The organism is Mycobacterium sp. JS623 (genome assembly GCF_000328565.1).
In the GTDB taxonomy this organism is placed as follows: domain Bacteria; phylum Actinomycetota; class Actinomycetes; order Mycobacteriales; family Mycobacteriaceae; genus Mycobacterium.
On sequence record NC_019966.1, the window covers coordinates 3,527,110 to 3,545,971 of the forward strand.

The 18,862-nt window shown below is 63.8% G+C and carries 19 protein-coding genes and 1 pseudogene; 5 read left to right on the forward strand and 15 right to left on the reverse strand.

What is annotated here, in order from left to right; genetic code table 11:
* Nucleotides 1–2 precede the first annotated feature (2 nt).
* The 11 genes from MYCSM_RS17310 to MYCSM_RS17365 form a co-directional block, all read right to left on the reverse strand.
* Entirely contained in the window at nucleotides 3–569 is a 567-nt protein-coding gene (locus MYCSM_RS17310; protein WP_015307459.1) for a hypothetical protein, read from the reverse strand.
* 96 nt (nucleotides 570–665) lie between these two features.
* Nucleotides 666–1,046 carry a nuclear transport factor 2 family protein gene (locus MYCSM_RS17315; RefSeq protein WP_015307460.1) on the reverse strand — a complete coding sequence of 127 codons (381 nt, stop codon included), beginning with the start codon at nucleotides 1,044–1,046 and terminating at the stop codon, nucleotides 666–668.
* Nucleotides 1,047–1,568: 522 nt separating this feature from the next.
* The gene (lpdA, locus tag MYCSM_RS17320) at nucleotides 1,569–2,978 is read right to left on the reverse strand and encodes a dihydrolipoyl dehydrogenase (protein WP_015307461.1); all 1,410 of its coding nucleotides are present in this window, start codon (nucleotides 2,976–2,978) and stop codon (nucleotides 1,569–1,571) included.
* Nucleotides 2,979–3,088: 110 nt separating this feature from the next.
* A complete protein-coding gene (locus MYCSM_RS17325) occupies nucleotides 3,089–3,604 on the reverse strand; it encodes a YkgB family protein (protein ID WP_015307462.1) in 516 nt (171 codons plus the stop codon).
* A gap of 307 nt (nucleotides 3,605–3,911) precedes the next feature.
* The gene (locus MYCSM_RS17330; protein ID WP_442928502.1) at nucleotides 3,912–4,418 is read right to left on the reverse strand and encodes a sigma-70 family RNA polymerase sigma factor; all 507 of its coding nucleotides are present in this window, start codon (nucleotides 4,416–4,418) and stop codon (nucleotides 3,912–3,914) included.
* Nucleotides 4,419–4,909: 491 nt separating this feature from the next.
* Nucleotides 4,910–5,392 carry a hypothetical protein gene (locus MYCSM_RS17335; RefSeq protein WP_015307464.1) on the reverse strand — a complete coding sequence of 161 codons (483 nt, stop codon included), beginning with the start codon at nucleotides 5,390–5,392 and terminating at the stop codon, nucleotides 4,910–4,912.
* A gap of 84 nt (nucleotides 5,393–5,476) precedes the next feature.
* Nucleotides 5,477–5,923 carry a cupin domain-containing protein gene (locus MYCSM_RS17340; RefSeq protein ID WP_015307465.1) on the reverse strand — a complete coding sequence of 149 codons (447 nt, stop codon included), beginning with the start codon at nucleotides 5,921–5,923 and terminating at the stop codon, nucleotides 5,477–5,479.
* 241 nt (nucleotides 5,924–6,164) lie between these two features.
* On the reverse strand, nucleotides 6,165–7,082 hold the full coding sequence (locus tag MYCSM_RS17350; RefSeq protein ID WP_015307467.1) for an NADP-dependent oxidoreductase: 918 nt from the start codon (nucleotides 7,080–7,082) through the stop codon (nucleotides 6,165–6,167).
* Nucleotides 7,083–7,539: 457 nt separating this feature from the next.
* Nucleotides 7,540–8,592, reverse strand: coding sequence for an alpha/beta hydrolase (locus tag MYCSM_RS17355; RefSeq protein WP_041312278.1), 1,053 nt, complete (start codon nucleotides 8,590–8,592; stop codon nucleotides 7,540–7,542).
* 547 nt (nucleotides 8,593–9,139) lie between these two features.
* Nucleotides 9,140–9,541, reverse strand: coding sequence for a phosphoenolpyruvate carboxylase (locus MYCSM_RS17360; protein WP_232425615.1), 402 nt, complete (start codon nucleotides 9,539–9,541; stop codon nucleotides 9,140–9,142).
* A gap of 1,027 nt (nucleotides 9,542–10,568) precedes the next feature.
* Nucleotides 10,569–10,862 (reverse strand): hypothetical protein, encoded by a 294-nt coding sequence (locus tag MYCSM_RS17365; RefSeq protein WP_157681347.1) that lies wholly within the window; start codon nucleotides 10,860–10,862, stop codon nucleotides 10,569–10,571.
* A 32-nt stretch (nucleotides 10,863–10,894) separates the two neighbouring features.
* On the opposite strand from MYCSM_RS17365, the pseudogene MYCSM_RS17370 reads away from it, so the two are divergent.
* Nucleotides 10,895–11,566 (forward strand): annotated as a pseudogene (locus MYCSM_RS17370) (LysR substrate-binding domain-containing protein); the annotation flags it as partial.
* Between the two features lie 179 nt (nucleotides 11,567–11,745).
* Here the strand turns inward: MYCSM_RS17370 and MYCSM_RS17375 are convergent.
* The gene (locus MYCSM_RS17375) at nucleotides 11,746–13,299 is read right to left on the reverse strand and encodes a GAF domain-containing sensor histidine kinase (RefSeq protein WP_015307471.1); all 1,554 of its coding nucleotides are present in this window, start codon (nucleotides 13,297–13,299) and stop codon (nucleotides 11,746–11,748) included.
* Nucleotides 13,300–14,083: 784 nt separating this feature from the next.
* Here MYCSM_RS17375 and MYCSM_RS17385 point away from each other — a divergent pair.
* The 3 genes from MYCSM_RS17385 to MYCSM_RS17395 are packed head-to-tail and all read left to right on the forward strand — an operon-like array spanning nucleotide 14,084 to nucleotide 17,320.
* Nucleotides 14,084–15,643 carry a FadD7 family fatty acid--CoA ligase gene (locus tag MYCSM_RS17385; RefSeq protein WP_015307473.1) on the forward strand — a complete coding sequence of 520 codons (1,560 nt, stop codon included), beginning with the start codon at nucleotides 14,084–14,086 and terminating at the stop codon, nucleotides 15,641–15,643.
* Nucleotides 15,640–16,380, forward strand: a complete 741-nt coding sequence (locus MYCSM_RS17390; protein ID WP_015307474.1) for a YoaK family protein — start codon at nucleotides 15,640–15,642, stop codon at nucleotides 16,378–16,380. Before MYCSM_RS17385 ends, MYCSM_RS17390 begins: the two co-directional genes overlap by 4 nt.
* Entirely contained in the window at nucleotides 16,361–17,320 is a 960-nt protein-coding gene (locus MYCSM_RS17395) for a LysR family transcriptional regulator (RefSeq protein ID WP_015307475.1), read from the forward strand. Before MYCSM_RS17390 ends, MYCSM_RS17395 begins: the two co-directional genes overlap by 20 nt.
* A 103-nt stretch (nucleotides 17,321–17,423) precedes the next feature.
* Here MYCSM_RS17395 and MYCSM_RS17400 read toward each other — a convergent pair whose 3' ends face one another.
* Entirely contained in the window at nucleotides 17,424–17,861 is a 438-nt protein-coding gene (locus MYCSM_RS17400; protein ID WP_335337492.1) for a LytR/AlgR family response regulator transcription factor, read from the reverse strand.
* Nucleotides 17,862–17,881: 20 nt separating this feature from the next.
* Here MYCSM_RS17400 and MYCSM_RS17405 point away from each other — a divergent pair, with 20 nt between their 5' ends.
* Nucleotides 17,882–18,064: a hypothetical protein gene (locus MYCSM_RS17405; protein ID WP_041312281.1), complete on the forward strand. Its 183-nt coding sequence runs from the start codon at nucleotides 17,882–17,884 to the stop codon at nucleotides 18,062–18,064.
* Nucleotides 18,065–18,134: 70 nt separating this feature from the next.
* On the opposite strand, the gene MYCSM_RS17410 is transcribed toward MYCSM_RS17405, so the two are convergent.
* Together MYCSM_RS17410 and MYCSM_RS17415 are read right to left on the reverse strand one after the other, a co-directional pair.
* Complete coding sequence (locus tag MYCSM_RS17410) at nucleotides 18,135–18,398, reverse strand: hypothetical protein (RefSeq protein ID WP_015307477.1); 264 nt, start codon at nucleotides 18,396–18,398, stop codon at nucleotides 18,135–18,137.
* 52 nt (nucleotides 18,399–18,450) lie between these two features.
* On the reverse strand, nucleotides 18,451–18,750 hold the full coding sequence (locus MYCSM_RS17415; protein ID WP_015307478.1) for a hypothetical protein: 300 nt from the start codon (nucleotides 18,748–18,750) through the stop codon (nucleotides 18,451–18,453).
* Between the last annotated feature and the right edge of the window lie 112 nt (nucleotides 18,751–18,862).

Below are 18,862 nucleotides of genomic sequence, written 5' to 3' on the forward strand. Positions count from 1 at the left end.
CGCTAAAAGTGCGATTCGCGGTGCTGCAGCTGGAAGTCCAGTACCGCAAGCGGGGTCTGCGCATCGAGGGGGATGGAGTCGTACTGGCAGGTCATCACCGCCGTAGCCGCCGTGTGCGGGTTGCGAGCGGTCAATTCGACCACCAGGCGCAGCCGTATCGGCTCGGTCAGGTCATGTCCGAGAACACGGATCGCGGGCAGTTCGCTGAGCGTGTCGAGTCGCATCGGTAGCACCCTCATCGGGTGGGTGGGGGGGTGTGAGTGGTCGCGAGGTGATGCCAACACGATGTTGCCGCTTTCGGCGAGTAATAGGTCGTTCGATAAGGCGTTGCCGGTCAACGTGATCGAGATGGAGTTCTGCGCTTGCGGCTCGTCTGCTGCGGCTAGCGCGGAAGCTGCGGTCAGCACGAGCTCCCGGGTGGCGTGGCGCCATTGGTGTGCCCGGTCGTACCCAAGGTCGTGGCGTGCTGTCGCTGCGCCTGAACGCTCGGTGGTGTCCTGGGTGAGGTGATGCTGCTCGGTGTTCGGCGCGTCGACCGCCGCCGGGTTGTTGTGGTGGTCCTGTGACACCGATGCTCCTAGGTTCAGTGCGCGGTTGATTGCTCAGTGCGCCATAACGTTCCGCGGCGTTTTCCTACAGCGCCAGTGAACACGCGGGTGGGCCGGTTAAGCCCCCGGAGCGATCGCACAGGCTGCGACACAGACCCAGGTGCCCTCACGCTTCTGATATGTGTCCGTGTACAGAGCTTCCTGGTGTACTCCGTCGTCGAGCATGGTGTATGTGGCGCGGGCGTGGATCAGAGCAACGTCACTGAGGATGCGGATGTTGACGTCGTGCACAGCAAGATCCTTGAAGGGACGCGGCTTGGCGATGTACTCGAGGAACTCTTCGCGGTTGCGGGTGACGCCTGGCGTCTGCACGATAAAGTCTTCGGCGAGAAACTCGCTGAAACGCTGGACATCGTTGAACTGGTCGGAGTGGACGTAGTCATTGTTGAGCTGCGCGAGAATCGCCAGATCTTCGGCGGACTGCTTGGTGTCGTTCAATTTATGTTCCCTATCTGTGCTAATTCGGTGTTCGCCCGAAATAGGCTGCGTTTTCAATGCCGTGTCCGCGGTGCCAGGTCTGCGATGGTGTCCTCGACACGGGCCGACGATCGGCCGGGATCGGCCTACTGAAGACTGCAGCCAGACAGGATGAGCTGTCATCACCCCGACCCATTACTCACCCGGGTGAGAAAGGGAGCGCAGTGAACGGAAGCGCCCGTGTGAGTGGAGATGGGTAATGCCGGTGGTGAGCACGATCGGGTTGCGCTCGATATCTTGATCGCGTAAGTCAGCGCTTGCGGGCGGGCCCGGAAACCCGCGTAACCACACGGTGGACTGCTGAGTTGTCGCGACCCCAGGACACGCCTTGCGCACCCTTCGTCCATATCTGGAGATGGCGCACTCAAAGCCGCGCTGGGCCAGGCGGGTTGGCGGTCAATCCATCGCTGCCGCAAGACGGCGCTAGATATCGCTTGCTGGCGATGGCGCCGGACCGCTATCCAGCGGCCAGCTACCGTTTCCCTACAGATTGATGGCCTTGTCAGTCAGGGCGTGAAAGCACTCCTGTAGTCCTTCACCGAGTGTGGGATGGGTGTGTATATTTCGTGCCAGTTCGGCGGCGGTGAGGTCCCACAGCTGCGCCAGCGTCAACTCGGGCAGGAGTTCACTGACTTCGCTACCCACCAGATGCGCTCCCAGAAGCTCGCCATGCGCTTCGTCGGCAACCACTTTGATGAAACCGCCGCGTTCACCCAGCCCGTCGGCCTTGGCGCTGGCCTGCATCGGGAAGACGGCGACCCGTACGCGGTGACCGGCGGCGCGAGCCTGCTCTTCGGTGAAGCCGAAGCTGGCGACTTGGGGTTGGCAGAACGTCACTCGCGGCATCATCCGGTAGTCCAGCGGCATCGTCTGCGCCCCCGCGATGGTTTCGGCGGCGATCACACCTTGTGCGGAAGCGACATGGGCGAGTTGAACTTTGGCGGTGACGTCGCCGACAGCACAGATATGCGGCGCAGACGTTCGCATGTAGTCATCGATGTCGATTGCGCCATTGGTGGCGACACGTACTCCAGCGGCGCCCAAGCCGACATTTTCGACGTTGGGGCAAAATCCGATGCAGATGAAGGCGCGCGCTGCCTGCGTGGTAGCCGATGTTCCGTCAGCGCCGGTGTGGCCGACGGTGACGTGTTCGCCGTGGTCGGTGACGCTGTCCACACGCGCCGACGTGCGAATCGATATCCCGCGACGCCGGTAGTGGCGCTGCAATTCTCGTGAGACGTCGGCGTCCTCGCTAGGAAGGACGCGGTCACTGAATTCCAGGATTTCGACGCGGACGCCATAGCTGTGCAGGATGTAGGCGAATTCCATGCCGAGGGTGCCGCCGCCGATGATCACGATGGACTCGGGCAGTTCGGCGCTGAGAATCTGCTGTTCGTAGGTGACGATGTTGTCGCTGAGGACAACTCCGGGCAGCATGCGCACCCGGGATCCGGTCGCCACGACGGCGTGGTCGAAGGTCACCAATCGTGTGCCCCCCTCGCGCAGGTCCACCTGGAGGCTGTGCGGGCCGGTGAAATGGCCGTGCCCGTCGATCTCAGTGATGTTGTTCTTACGCATCAGAAAATGCACTCCGCGGACGCGAGCGTCGGCGACTTCACGGCTGCGTGATACCGCGCGGGAGTAGTCGAGACTGATGTCGCCGGCGATGCCGAAGGTGGCGGACTGCTGGGTGACGATGGAGGCGATCTCAGCGTTGCGCAGCAGCGCTTTTGACGGGACACAGCCCGTGTTCAGGCACACTCCACCCCAGTAGCGTTCCTCGACGATCCCGACGGTCATGCCGAGCTGGGCGGCGCGGATGGCTGTCACATATCCCCCGGAGCCTGCGCCGACGACGATGAGGTCGTAGTGGTCGCTGAGTGCCGGTGTCATCGGGGCTCCTGGCTGGGTAGCACGAAGCGATGCGGCGGGTGTGGCCGCGGCGGCGCCTGGCTGCCCATCAGCGGCTCCGTCGGCGGATGCGGGTCCATCAGCGAGACGAGTCAATCCGTCTCGGCGACGATCGGCTGCTTGCGGGTCGCGTTGATGGCATCTACCAGCAGCCACAGCGCTAAGCCGATTAGTGCGATGTCTTTCATCAAGAACTCGCCGTCGGCGGATAGGACGGGGAAGCCACCTGCAGACGCCTCGCCGACACCTGGGGTGGTGACCATGAAGCTCAGCGTGGTGACGAAGAACAGCGAAGCGATTATGCCGCCCACCACGGAAGCCTTCGGCCACCACGGCTTGGCGGCCAGTAGTGCAGCAGTAATCAGTTCTACTGATCCGTTCAATCGACCAAAGGCGTCGATGGACATCAGGTTGTACACCCAGCCCAAGAAGGGGCTGTTGGCCACCCAATGTGAAATGCCGTGGGACTCATAGGACGTGAACTTCATGGCGCCGAACCACGCCAAAACGATGACCAGGCCGTACCGTGCGATCAGTGCCGCGGCGGCGCTCGTCCGGGAGCTTCTCAGTTCATCAGCCGTCAAGCCTGCGATGTGGGTTTGCACCATGTTCTGTCTCCGTTCGTCAGCGACCACTGTCTGTGCCCGCGGGGTGAGTTGTCCTCGTCCGGCGATGTATTTCACCCGGGCGAGACGTCTACGAGCACAGATCTGCGATGCGGGGTGACCACCCCAGGCTGGAGGCGTTGGGGCAAGGTCGAACTCGTGACCAACCGGCTGGTTCATCGCCTTCCCTTCCAAGTGGCCGTCAGTCGGAGTCTGGTGCGGGCGGTGTGTCACAGGGCCTGGTGTCAGTGACAGTTGGGCGCCGTTCGACTCCCGCCACCCGGTGACGCGAACCGTCGTCGGGGCGCCGTTAGCTGGTCGCGTCCGTTAGCAGGGTGCGCAGCCGTTGTCGTCCGCGGCTGATCCGTGAACTGACCGTTCCCTCTTCGGTGTCCATGATTCCGGCGATCTCCTTATAGGAGAATCCGGCGACATCGGCGAAGTAGACGGCAATCCGGAACTTTTCGGGCAGCGCTTGCATTGCCGCCTTGATTCGCGGGTCGGCCAGCGTGGCGAGCGCCTGGTCTTCGGCCGACCATAGGGCAGCTGGCAGATGCGCGGCGCTGGCTGCCAGCTGTCGGTCGCTGAGTTGGTCGGTCAGACATTGCGCAGGTCGGCGCTTCTTGGATCGGTAGCCGTTGATGTATGTGTTGGTCATGATTCGGAAAAGCCACGCACTCAGGTTCGTGCCCTGCTGAAATGAATGCCTGCCGGCGTAGGCTTTGAGCAAAGTTTCCTGCAGCAGGTCCTCGGCATCCGCGGGAATGGAAGTGAGTCGAACGGCGCGCCGACGCAAGGACTCAATCAGCGGGATCACTTCACGCTCGAAGCTTGTGGCGATTGCCGGATCCCCGGTTGGACTGACACATTCAGTGCGTGCGGCTGCCACGGTTCCCATCCCTTTCCGAATCGAGCATCGGTGCCGTCTCACGTCGGTCACAGCGCACTCGAGGCCGGTAAGCCGAGCGCGATGTCGACGAGCGATGGACCGAATCCGGTACATCGTCGGCAGCACTTCCCTCCGGTCGCTTTGTCTTGAGCCAGCCTTCACCGACGAGGGGTGAGTGGTCATCACCCGGCGAGCCCCTTCACCCGGGTCATTTGCTAAGCGGTGTCGGGGTGGATCAGCCCGCATCACGGGCGGAGCGCGATCAGGTTGGCCCAGCGACCAGTGGCCCAGCGTCAGCTCATCGACATCTCACCCTGCGCGCCGGTCACCCCCACGCGCGCCCGGCTTTCCAGATCGGGTGCAGTTATTCCGAACGCCTCAGCGCTGCAACAGATCTCCGCGTCTTACAATCCTTGCGGTCAGTCGGCGTCTGACTGTTTTGCGGATCCCGGCACGTTAGGTGCCACAGTTGTGGCTTCCGCGGTCGGTGATGGCGAAGCTCTGCCAAGGATCGCGTAGGCCGCAGCACCGCTTGCGGCAGAGAAGACGCTGTAACTCAGCGGTGATTCCATACCAAGCGAGACAGCCATCGAGACTGCAAACACCAGGAGCACCAGGCAACTGGCTGCACCGACCAAGGGTGGCCGCCAACCGATCAGGAGCAAGATCCCCAGGGCCGTTTCGGTGGCGGTAGCACCCCAGACAATGACGGTCAAAAACCATCCGGAGGCAAACGGAACCAACTGGTGGGTGTAGTCGGTGAAAGCACCCATGCTTCCCCAATACCCCTGCCCCAATGGCGCCCACCAGCCGAATCGGTCGGCAACAGACGACAGAAACGCCGCCGCGAGCGACACGCGAAGCGCGATCCCGACAACCCGGATCCGATCAGGCCTGCGCACGCATTCCTCCTGCTCCGTCGAACGCTTCAACGGAAAATGTCTCCACGTCGTTCATACCGGAGGCCTAGCGCATTGTTCAATGCCCTAGCGTGGCGGCTCATCTTCGGTGACGTCGTCCGTCGTGAGCGGCCCGTCTCCGGTATCGATCAGAAAGACTGCGAGCAGTTCAGCGTGGTCGGTGGCACTGGCATTTTCACTGATCGTATGGTGCGCGCCGGGGGCTTCCTGCCACGTCTCACCGGCCTGATAAATGCGTGCGGGCTCACCTTCGACTTGGCTGCGAATCGCTCCGGAGATGACGTAGGCCATGATGAACGCCGAACTCGCGTGGTGGTGAGCTCCGCTCTTGGCGCCCGGCGGATAGCTGACGGTCACTGCTTCAAGCGATTTGCCGGGAATGTTAGTCAACTGATCGAAAACTGTTCGGACAACTGGCTTTTGATTCGAATTCTCCGGCATCGGATCGGCATGGGCCGCAGGCGCGAGCAGCGTGGCCGCGGCCAGTGCAGCGAATAATGTCTTCAAGGCCATCGGTCGGCTGCCTTTCCCTTTGAGGTGTCTTGAACTAGCTGATGTGCTCACATGATTCGCGATGAGCAGATGAACCGGTTGTGCCTGGGCAGGAGCCCAGGCAGAGCGGATGGCCAGAGCCGCGCCCCGTAGCTCAGCGCGAGCTCGGCCTCCGTGTTCTCCGATGGACCAACGCGGACGAACATCGCCTCCCACCGGCGGTAGCCGCGTCTGCGCCGCCCGGTCATCGGGGGTCGATGTCTCAGCCTTCGGCTACGCGCAGGATCGTCTTGCCAGGGATGCGCTTGCGGGTAAAAGCGTCAACGGCTTCGGCGAGTGGCAGCACCGCGCCCACCACGGGTGTGAGGCGTCCATCGCGCACTCGGGCGGCGAGGGCAGCGAGCTGGGCGCGATCGGGTTCGACAACGAAGAAGACAGCCCGCCCGTCACTGGGCCGGGTCTTAGGCGGTTCAGTGACGGTGACGAGCGTTCCACCGGCGCGCACCAGCGCGGCCGAGCGGTCCAGGATGTCGCCGCCGATCACGTCGAACACCACGTCGACTTCCCCTACGTCTTCCAGTTTTTCGGTGTCTAGGTCCACGAATGTGTGCACACCGAGCGCCAGCGCCCGGTCCCGATCTGCGGTGCGGCCGGTTCCGACGACGCGCGCGCCGACTTCGCGAGCGAGCTGCACCGCGGTGGACCCGACCGCACCCCCGACACCGTGGATCAGAACCGTTTGTCCACTGGTAAGGCGGCCGTGATCGAATAAGCCCTGCCAGGCAGTCAGCCCGGAAATCGGCAGTGCGGCCGCCACGGTGTGATCGATGTCGATCGGCAGCGGTGCGAGGTTCCGGGCTTCCACCGCGGTGTACTCCGCCAGCGAGCCGTTGCGTGACCAGTCGATCAAACCGAACACGCGCTGGCCGACGCTCAGTCCGGTTGTGCCGTAACCCAGCTCGACCACGACGCCCGACACATCGTGGCCGGGGACGCTCGGTGTGCGGTCGCGACCCGCGCGATCGGTCCAGGTGTCCGGCCAGTCAAGCTCCGTGTGGATAAAGCTCGCGGCGTGTACCCGTACGACGACGTCGTTCGTGGCCGCCTCGGGACGGGGCAGCTCTGTCAGCGCCAAGCTGGCGGCACCGACCTCACGATCTGACACAGTGATGGCTTTCATTACATGTCCTTCCTAGAGTGGGTTGGTTGTCGAGCGTGGCCACCTGGACGCAATAACCGCGAGGTGCCCGGATGTTTGTGTCCAGTCATGCGGCGGTGTCGTTTGGTGAATCCTCCGCTCGCCAGCTGTTGAGTCAGCGTTCACGGACGGCGGGTGAGTGGTCATCACCCGGCGAACCAATTCACCCGGGTGAGTACGGCGGCGGCACCGGGCGGATCGGCAGCGATCGTGAGCTGACGTTAATCAGGGCTGCGCCTTGCGGCCGAAAGACTCGGGTTCGCATCCATATGTGCTTGCGCCGCAATGAAAGCGGCGAAATGCTGCATTTCGGCCACAGCGAGCGCGCGTCAAACGCTGCTGCGGCGCCAGGCGACGCGTGGCCGGACTAATATGAATGTGTCCGGTCCACTTCTGATGGCAACGCCCGAGATCCATCCTTGATGACTCGAGCCCTTGGTTATCCGGTCGCTTCGCGGATGTAGCGGCCGATCTGCCGTAGTGAGCGGGTGGCTTCGGGGATCATCGGCGCGGCGAGTTGGAACACATGGATTTGGCCCGGCCATACGTGCAGTTCGACGGGCACGCCGGCGGCGGCCAATCGTTGGGCCGCCTGCTGTGCGTCGTGCAGGAGGACCTCGCAACCGGACACATGGATCAGGGTGGGTGTTAGCCCAGGCTGGATGTGGTCAAGCGGTTCGTAGAGCGCGTCGCGATCGACGTTGGTGTCGCGGTGCGCTGCGGCGTGAGTGATCAGGCCGTAGAAGGCGTCGAATGCTCTGGGCGGAAACATCGCATCCGAGCCCGCGTTGGGGTGAGTTGTCTTGGGCTCTGTAACCAGTTGCAGCAGCGGTGACATGACCACCATCGCTGCGGGCTGCTCGCCGCACTCGAGCAGCCGTTGAGCCAGCGCCAGCGCCAGGTAGCCGCCGGCCGAGTCACCGGCCAGCACAATCTGGTCGGGCTGATAGCCTTTGCGGCGCAACCACCGGTAGCCGTCGTAGCAGTCGTCGATCGCCTCGCTGATCGAATGTTTAGGAATCTTGCGGTAATTGGGCACCAGTACCGGGCTGTCGGCGAAACCGGACAGCATGCTCACCAGTCGGCCGTGCGAGTAGGGGCCGCAGGTGAGGAATGCCCCGCCGTGCAGATACAGCACGACCCGGCGGGTGCCGTCAGCCGGTAGCACTCCGGCGGCGCGGACAAGCTGAGCGGTGCAGTACGGCAGCCTGATGCCGGCGCGCGCCATGCCTGGTGTCGGCGTGATGGCACGGGCGGCGAATTCGACGAGGCCCCATGGCCACGGTGCCGAGGGCAGAAAGCTGCCCACGCTCAGCGTGGGTCGGATCATCAGCCGGGCGCTGAGCCAGGCGAGGCGTCCGGCCATGCTCGGACCGTCTTGGATGACCTCAACGATGGCGCCCAGGCGGAGCGGATTCCGCCGAGCTTTTCGTGCCCTGGCTGATCTTAGAGTGGGTCGCGGTGAGCCCGACCTCGCGACGGGTGCGCTCATGTCGATACTTCCACGCGGGGGGCAGCAGGTCGCCGACGCCACCCGACCCGATTCCAGGTGACTCCAAGACGGGGCTTGTCGTCCCCCGGCGCACCCGGTCGCGTTGCTCGCCCGGCAGAGCTGGCACCTAGGCCGCCGGTAGACTCATCTTGTCGGCTCTGGGCTGGGGCCGATGCGCATGCCCCGCATAACCGCGATCCCTGCCGGTCAGCGAATCTAGGTGCGTCACTTCGTGTTTGGCGCGCACCCCCGCATAACGGGCACTGTTTGTCGGCGACGGTGGCCGCCTGCAGGTCAGCGTGCTCCGGGACGGCCGTTCGTCGCCGCACCACCGCCGTGCGGCGGCGCCTGCCCAGCTCGTGCTGCCGCCGGGCGTTCTCGTCGTCCCCGTACGCGATCAGCCCGGCGGCGACCGACGATCCCCCACAAACGGCGGCGGCGACACCGAAATGGATTAGCTGACAGTCGATCAACATCAGGGCCGCGTAATCACCGGCCACCACAGCCACAAACAGGCAGGCGATCCGTAGTCGGGTCATGATGCCAGTCACTTTGACCCGACAGGGCGCACGGCGAAGACGTTGCGCAGGTATAGAATCGGACGCCCGCAGGTGCTGCACGCCGGTTGGGTGCCGCCTCGAAACGCCATCTCGCGCTTGTCGTCCACGTACGTGGCCATCGCCTGTTGCACAGTAAACAGGCAGGGGTGGCAGAGCGTCTCGACCACGTCGCCGTCTGGGCTCAACCCCATCTGCTCGCACCCGTCGATGGCATGTATCTCGGCGACCGCCACAGCCGGCGCGGCACATGCAATGCCGGTCGACACCCGCTGGGCACTGCAGATGGGCCACAGCGTGCGAAGTTGATCCTCGATCGTGGGAACGGTGTCGATCGCGGCGTCTTCTTCGTCATGCGCCGGACGCCGGGCAAAGGCGGCGGCCGCGCGCACTCGATGCAGCAGCCATGTTCTTCGCGCGGCGCTGGAGTCGCATTCAGCAGGCGATCGTTGAAATTGACGACGCTTCATCTGGTTTCTCCGATTTGTCGTGATGAGGTTGTGCGGTGATCAGCGCAGCCAGTGCGTCAACCACCACCGCGACGGTTGGTCGCTTGTGCGGCGCCGAACGAAGGTCCCGTACATGGTCGGCTGCACTTACCCGTCCGCTGGCCATCTGCTGAGCCAGCATTTACCGACGAGGGATGAGTGGTCATCACCCAGCGATCTAATTCACCCGGGTGATCGGTCGAGCATTTAGAACGTCACGCGCAACCAGACGAAACCTGCCTACAGGTGGGTATTCGCAACGGTGTCTGCTTCATTGGCCGCGACCTGGCAGCCTGTTTGTCGCGGCGGCGGCACGGTGCGAATCGGGAATCGGTCAACCACCCATCGGGTTGCCGCAAGGCTTGCGGGCACCAGCACACCATCAGCCGCTTAGCTACCCGCAGCATGTACGAGCAAATGCCGAGGGACACGGCGAGCCGCGATTAGGATTGTTAGCCAATGCTTTTGGGCTGAGTTGCGTAGCGGTGTGTTGTCATGCTGCCACCTGGACTTCCACCGACAGATGGGCTCCAGGCAGCCAACTCGGCCAGCCATGAGGCCACCGTCGCGGCGAGGTGATCTGCTTGCACGCACAATGTACGGCCGTGTAGATCATCATCACTCACACCAAATCCACGGACAGGCAGCCTAATTCGTCGATCTCAGGTGGCGGGGGCCGTTACCTCGACCTGCAGATTTCCGAAATTCCGCTCGTGATGGCGGACGCCCAATTTTCCATGACGGATCGGATCCTAGAACCGTAAGGTTGTGCAGACTTGATCGCTTTTTGGGTAGCGAGCTGTGTCGACGGGCCCCTCACACCGATACCCTCGCTGGCCGCATGTACACCGGCGGGCGGGCAGCGCGGCGCCGGCGATCTGGCGCGACAGTTCCGGGACCGCAACCGACCCGGCAGCAGTGCCTCCCAGCGCTAGACGTGCCGTTTGGGTGCGGCCGCGAGCTGTCCGATCACAACGTCAGGCCTCGTCAGCAGACCTGCCGCGATGCGGAAGCGGCGGTGAAACTCCACCGCGTCTTCGTACTCGCCGCCGACGGCGCCCACGAACGGCTCTTGAACCTGCGGGTTAACACCGGCGAGGTACTCGGTGTGCAGGATCTTGGTGAAGGCGGGCCAGGAATCGTCTGTGTCGGCATCGGTCTGCGTGGCTGCCACCATGCGTGCGGCCGCGGCCGCGGGCGTCTCGGGCAGGGCGGCCTCAGTCACCGGCAATGCGATAGTCGAGACCGTGCACACCAGGGCTGGGTCGATCGCCAGGGAGACCGACAGGGATTCGGGTTTCGCTGTTGCCGATCGTGCGCGAGATGGCAGCGACCCATCCCCATGTCGAGGTGGCGATCAACGAGTACGAGCCCGTGAAGGCCTTCGAGCTCCTCGTCGACGACAACCTCGATCTGGTCATCACCTATGACTACAACCTTGCACCGGCCTCCCCCGACCCTGTGCTCGAAACGCTGCCGCTGTGGTCGACCCCGTGGGGCTTGGGCGTGCAAAGTGCTGCCGCAACAAGCGAACTCGCCGATCTCAGCGAGTACGCCGAGGCCACCTGGATTGTCAACTCACGCAACACCGCCGACGAAGACGCGGTACGCACCCTCGCGGCGCTGACTGGATTCACCCCACGCATCGTCCATCAGATCGACAGCCTCGACCTGGTCGAGGAATTGATTCTCGATGGACAAGGAGTTGGGTTCTTACCGGTGAACCGCCCACTGCGCCATGGGCTTACCATTCTCGCGCTGTCTGACCCCAACCTGATTCTCACCGCCTACGCTGTCGTGCGACGCGGCCGATCCAATTGGCCACCGCTTCGGACCATTCTCGATCGAATGCGTCCTCGAAGCCCATCACTGCCCCAAGAGCATTGGCCCCGGCCAACCGCGCAGTCTCATCCACGCGACAAGACGTGATTCATGCCGCCCATACGCGATCAACTGCTATGAAGACCTCCCCATGAGTGGCCGCTCAGACGCCCGAGAGGCACACGGCCGGCGGCGTGAGCGGCTTAGGTGCGAGCCGTCACCCAAGTAGTCCGACGGGCCGCGAGGCGCATCAGATGACGACCTGGCCCGCCGATACTGTGTGCGGGTCACACTGCAGGGCAAGGGATTTCGGCCACAAGAGTAGTGCCGTGGTGGTCGGGACTGGTGATGTCGATGTGTCCGCCCAGTGCTTCCACCCGATCTTTGAGACCGACGAGTCCGGATCCACCACCGAGACCGGCACCGCCCACTCCGTCGTCTTTCACCAACAGGCGCAACTGCTCGGCGTCGGCCTCCACAGTGACTGTGACCTCGGACGCTTGGGCGTGCTTAGCGGCATTCGTCAGCGCTTCTGCGACTACGTAATAAGTCGCCACCTCAACGGATTCTGGTAGTCGTCGCTCGACGTCGACATTCAACTCAACGGGCACCGCGGCGCGGCGGCGAAGGGCCCGAAGGGCCGGTCCCAATCCCCCTCGACTCAGCACAGCCGGATGAATGCCGTGCGATATCTGCCGCAGTTCCTCGCTCGCCTCGGCGAGGGCATCGCCGATGGCGCCAATCGGATCGTCCAGATCACTGTCCTGTGGCAGCGAGGCCTGTAGCGACCGAATTCGCATCCCCAGGGCGACGAGGCGTTGTTGCGCTCCGTCGTGCAGGTCACGCTCGATACGCCGCATGGCCTCGTCGCCGGCAGCCACGATCCTTGCGCGCGAGGCGATCAGCTCGCCACGCGCTTCGGCATTCGCGATCGCGGTAGCGACCAATTCAGCGAACTCCGTCAACTGCTCCGCGGTTTCGGGCGGGGGTGGTTCGGGTCGGGAGAAGCCGACGACCGCAGCTCCCCACAACCGACCGTCGACGACAATGGGAGCCCCCACCCCGGAGACCAGACCTAGATCCCGGATCAGCGTGGCAGCCGGACCAGCGGCATATTCGTGGCTGTCCATTTTCGCAGTAGCCCCTGTGCGCTGCACCATTGCCGCGACGTTGTCGCCCTCCAGCGTCAGCCGCGCGCCGACCGGCAGTCTGTTCGCGCCCTCGTCGTGGGCGCCCACGATCTCGCCCACATCCACCTCTAGGTAACGGACAAGCGTGGCGTTGCCCACGCCCAGCGCATTGGCTACCTCGTCGGCCACTGCGGCGAATATCTCCGTTGGTGAGACGCCGCGAGCGACCAATGTCGCGACCCGGCGCAGAGCGGCCTGTCGCCGGGCCAATTCGCTCACCTGACGTGCCGCGCTACGGGCCTCGGCGGCGCGGGCCCGGGCATTGGCGCCCAGAACGTTGGCCAACAGTGCGACAGGCACGAATACCGCCACCGCCAAGAGGTTCTGCGGGGTGGCCGGTAGCAACCCACTGCCTCGGAGATGGACTTCCAGATAGACCGCGGCGCTGACCACCGTGGTGAGCACGCCAAGGCCGATTCCCCAACCAAACGAAATCACAAGTACGCCAAGCAGATACAAAACACCGAAAATCATCCGGGGCCCCACCCGTTCAAGCACATACACGAGCCATGTCTCCGCGACAATGAGCACCACAGCAATGACGATTCCCTGCCACAACGGTGGACTATGCTGCGCCCACAGCCGGATGGACAGTGGTCGTAACCCTCGCACCCGCGCCTGCCGTGGGCCGATCGGCCCATTCGGTGCCATCACGCCTTCACCTCGATCCGCCGCTGAACCCACCTGCAATTCTGCTCCTTCGGCACCCGGAGGCTTTTGCACTCCTGCGGTTGTCCGCTCATTTCGACGCACCTATCACGAGGACGGCGATCACGTTGGCGCCTCGTTTGCGATTTTCTTGAAGTATCCAGAAAACTCTTGCTTGTCGGGCTACCTTGCTGGTGTCCACGTGCGCGGGACGCGCCCCGATGAAGACAGTGGTCACCGTCGCCTCGGAAACCGTCGAGTTGGCGAGCAAGTGACGCACCTGGGCCGCCGGCGCCGGAACGTCGCTGCATATAAACATCTCGGCCGACGGGACGCAGCTGTCACTCTTTCAACATGTTTCGTTGCCGTGGCGACCTGACCGACCCTCGATCCTCGTGGCCAACCGTACATATCGGACCGAGCAAACTTGACGGACAACCCTGTTGAAGACCTTCTTGGCCATGCTGGCCATCACAACCGGTCGCCTGACCCGCACGTATGCGACATGAAATCCATGACGGAGCAGGCAAATTCCAACTGGCAGGTAACCCAACCGACCGCTGCCCACCATCGCGAATGGGCGGCAGCGTTAGCGACATCACACTTATTCGACACAATCATCGAAAGGCATGGAAGCCCTTCGGTTCATTGATCACGTCGTTGACGCGAGGATGTGGCGAATGCACCTCGTCGTCCACGTCCGTATGCGTGGCCTCGCAGAGCCGCGTGCACATTCCAAACGGGGTCACGAAGCACACCGCTGGTCAACAGGTATCGGAGCGATGAAATGAGGATCGGCGGTTCCGACACGGCATTGTGGCGGTTGGGCCACATTCTCGACGGCTTCGCGGAGTCTCAGCCGGGGGCAACCGCTTTGATTGTCGGCCCCGATCGGCAGCGCGTGAGTTACGCCGGTCTGGTGCGGATGGTCACCGACTTCTCCGCGGCGCTGCATCGCCGCGGACTGCGTACCGGTGACGTGGCCGCGCTGCAGTGCATGAACGGCATCGAATTCGTAGTAGCACTGTTGGGGGCAGCACGGGCGGGACTCGTTGTTGCGCCGCTGGATCCGGCCTTGCCCTCGACGGAGGGGCGCACGCGGGCGAATCGGGTCGGCGCCCGCGTCACGTTGACCGACATCCCGCCACCGCACCCCGGTGGCGAAAACGATGCCCCACTGTGGGGTCTGCACGTCGCGCCACCTGCCGCACAGGGCACTCGGTCCGAGATACATATTCTGACAGGTGATTCCGCCCGGACTGCGCCTGCGGTACCCGGCCTGGCCGAGCGTGATGCGCTGATCATGTTCACCTCGGGAACCACCGGCGTGCCCAAGTTGGTGCCATGGACGCACGATAACCTGGCCGCCGCCATCGAAGCCATTGGTGACGCCTACCAACTGAGCCCTTCGGATGCCACCGTCGCCGTGATGCCGCTCTTTCACGGCCACGGACTGATCGCGGCGCTACTGGCGACACTCGCCACCGGCGGAATGGTAGCGCTGCCGGCCAAGGGCAAGTTCTCGGCACACACATTCGCCGACGACGCCGCGAGCGCCGACCCCACCTGGTACACCGCCGTGCCGACGATCCACCAGATAATTCTCGAGCGGGCACAGCCGGGGCGCGCCCGCGTGTGGACGCACCGGTTGCGGTTCATCCGCAGTTGCAGCGCGCCGCTCTCGCCGGCGCTGGTGAGCCGGCTGGAAACAGCATTCGACGTGCCTGTGCTGGCGGCATACGGCATGACGGAGGCAACGCACCAGGCCTGCACCGTATTGCCATCAGCCGATCTACTCACACGGACCCACACCGTCGGGGCACCAACCGGGTTATCCGTTCGGGTCGTCGACGACCACGAGAGCTCATGTGTCACTGGAGCGACAGGTGAGATCTGGTTGCGCGGAGCCGGCGTGGTACGCGGCTACCTCGAGAACCCAGACGCGACGGCGAAATCCTTCGTCGACGGTTGGGTACGCACCGGCGATCTCGGCAGCCTGGACGTGCAGGGAAACTTGACGATTCGGGGCCGCATCAAAGAACTGATCAACCGCGGCGGGGAGAAGATCTCCCCCGAACACGTCGAAGAAGTCCTCGTGTCGTACCCGGGGGTGGCTTCTGCGGCGGTATTCGGCGTAGCCGACGAATTGTACGGCGAACGGGTCGCCGCGCTGGTCGTCCCCCGCCCGGGGCGTCACGTGGACTCGGCCGATCTGGTCGCCTACAGCCGTGAACGGCTGTCCGCCTTCGAGATACCCGAACTGATCACCATCACGGACACGCTGCCACTGACGGCGAAGGGTTCGATTGATCGCGCGAAACTTGCTGTGCCGGCGGCGAACCGATGACCTCACGGGTCAGCGGGCACGGGTCGCTGGTCCGCGTGCGCGACGGCGCCGCGATGGCGCTGGCCACCGCCAGCGGAAGCACCGACGCGATCGGATATCTCGCGCTGGGTCACGTCTTCACGAGCGCGATGACCGGAAATTTGACGCTGATGGGTATCGCCATGGCTCACCGCGACGGCCTTCGGATCGGACGTGTCCTGATGTCGCTGGTCTGCTACATGATCGGGGCTGCGCTCGGGGCGCGCGTCGCCCGCACTCCCGAACCGCAGGATCCCGTCTGGCCCCCCACCGTCACCCGCGCCCTGGTGCTCGAAGCAGCCCTCTTTGTCATGTATGCGCTCAGCTGGTGGGCCCTGGGCTCGCAGCCTGACGCTTACGCGAAGGCCATCCTGCTGGGTCTGGGCGCGACCGCGCTGGGCATCCAGAGCAGCGCGATGCAGCGTTTCGGTGTCGGCGTGGGATTGAACACCACATTTCTGTCCGGCTCGCTGGTCAGGCTGGTCGGCCAGCTGGCCACTGGACGCCGGTACCGCGACATCCATCACCACCTGCTGGTCCTCGTCGGGCTCATCTGCGGCGGGTGTCTGGGGGCGCTGCTCGTGCTTCACGCTCCCGCATTCGCGCCCTTGGTGCCACTTTCTGGGTTGGCTGTCGCGCTGGGCGCCGCCAGCTGGCAATCCCGTGTCGGGCGTGGATCGGTGAAAGACAGGAAAGACCATGCTTTTTCGGCAGCTTGAGTACTTCGTCGCAGTTGCCCGAGAAGGACACTTCGCCCGCGCCGCGGAAGCCTGCTACGTGTCGCAGCCCGCGCTGTCGGCGTCGATCGCGAAGTTGGAACGCGAACTCGGCGTCAGCCTGATCAACCGCGGACACACATTCGAAGGTCTTACCGCGGAGGGGGAACGCCTGGTGGTGTGGGCCAGAAGGATTCTGGCCGAGAAAGACGGTTTCAAAGCCGAACTCACGGCGGTCCAGTCAGGCATCACCGGAACGCTTCGCCTCGGGGTGGAACCGACGGCGTCAACAACGCTTGCGCTTCCGGTCGCGGCCTTCTGCGCGACACATCCGCTTGCCGCGGTGGAAGTCGAATCACGTTTGTCAGCAACCGAACTGCATCGGCGCCTCCGCGATTTCCAGCTCGACGCAGCCATCGCATCGTTCGACGGCGCCGACACGGCCTTACATAGGGTGGAGCTCTATGAGGAGCGGTACGTCATTGTTGCGCCGCATGACCGCCTGATGCCGCGTACCTCGGTCATGCGATGGGCCGATGCCGCGCAGCTGACCCTTGCACTGCTGACGCCGGACATGAGGATCCGCCAGGTCATCGACTCGGCATGCGCGAACAGCGGTATCGAACTGCGGCCCCGCGTGGAAACCGATTCGGTGGCTTCGCTCTACGCAATGGTCGGCGCAGGCGACTGCGCGACGATCGTGCCGCACACCTGGCTGCATGCCATGCCCGTGGTCAGCACCGCCATGGTTGTCCCGTTGGTCGAGCCGGATGTCCGGGCAGCGATATCTGTCGCGATCAACCGGGCCAGCCCCGGATCGGTCGCCGCCCGCGCATTCGTTTCGGTCGCAAAAGGGCTGGCGCTCAACGAATTCTTTGACCGAACCCTGCTGTGCAGCCGCGCCGACGTTGATAGTTCCGGCTTAGCGGCCAGTCGCCGGTAGTTTGGACGGCACTGCTGCCGGTTCACTCGGGCCAAATCGAATTCTCTGGTAAATCGGCTGCTATCCGGTAGACAGGGCGCGCCGACGAGTGGGTCGACAGCGTCTAGTGCCGATCGCCGTCCTGGGGCTCCACTGAGCCGCCGAGGAGGTCGAGGATCGCCTCGGCCGTCAGACCGGACTTCGTGATGAACCCCACCGAGGGGCTCGAAGCAATCATCTCGGCGAAGTGGTCGGCAATGTGGGTTGAGACCAAGATCAACGGAGCCGAAGGGGCGATTGCGTGCAACTGCTCTGCGACGTCGAAACCGCTCTCGTCGCCGAATTCGACATCGACGAGTGTGACGTCGGGCCGCAGTTCTGCGAATCGGAGCGATGCTTCTTCGCTTGTGGAGGCCACACCGACGACCGTGACACCCTGGTGCTCGAGCAGATGACAGGCAGCGTGGACAAATACCGCGCTGTCATCAACTATCAGGCAACGCATTGCACTCCTCGCACTATCCATGACACCAGGTTCACATCCGGGCCGCCGGTCCCGCATTCCTGTTAACTTCAACTTTCTTGCGCACCACGATACTTGCAGCCAGTGGGTACGAAGCGATTCCCGCTCGCCGCAGGCAATGGGAGGAGAATCCGGATCCCGACGATCCTGCGGTCATCGTGGTCGCGCGCAGCACCCAAGAGGCGATAGTGGTCAACTTGGTTGAGCTGTATGCACTTTCAGACTCGGCGAACCAAGGCTGATAAATTCAGATGCGCACGCGAGCCGGCGACAGTTGTGCTGCGTACGGCCGCCGACTCACGATCGCGACGACTAGGTGGCGCCGCCGGCGTAGGGGTAATAATCGACTTGCGGCGGCGAATCATTGATCTGCACATTGCCCGGTGATTGGCATTGGGACTGTGCGCTTCCCAGGCTCACGCATGGCTGCGGCACGCCGGCACCCGAGCTCGCCGTGGTGGTGTCCTGTGCCGACTGATTCGATGCCGGGGCAGCGGCCGCTACCGGCGCTGTGGCGATGACAGCGGCGCTGAGCACCGCCAAAAGCGCTGTGGCAGAGAGCTTCTTGATTCTCACGAGATCTTTCCCTTCCAATGCTGCGTCTACGCCAGAACCAGGTGCCCGGCGGTTACCGGTGACCACCGCCGCCGTGGAACCCTCCCCCGCCGCCGTGGAACCCTCCCCCGCCGCCGACGTAGCCGCCACTACCCCCGAGCAGGAAGGCATCGCCCCCATAGGGGTAGAACGACGCAGCCGGAGGCGCATCGTTGATCTGCACGTTTCCGGGTGACTCGCACACCGCCCCGGCACAGGATTCCTGATTCGGGATAATGCTGGTGCTGGCGTTGGCGATTGGCGCGGCGCCGATCGCCGCAGCGGCTGCCACGGCACCCAAGAGCGGCGAAATGTAGCGGAATTTGATACTCATGATTGACTCCTTTAAGACGACGTTTTTGTTCGGTCTGTCATCCAGAATCCCGCCGTGTGCAACGCATGTCGTCACCGCTGGCATCCATGTGTGGTACGGCCAACTGGAAACC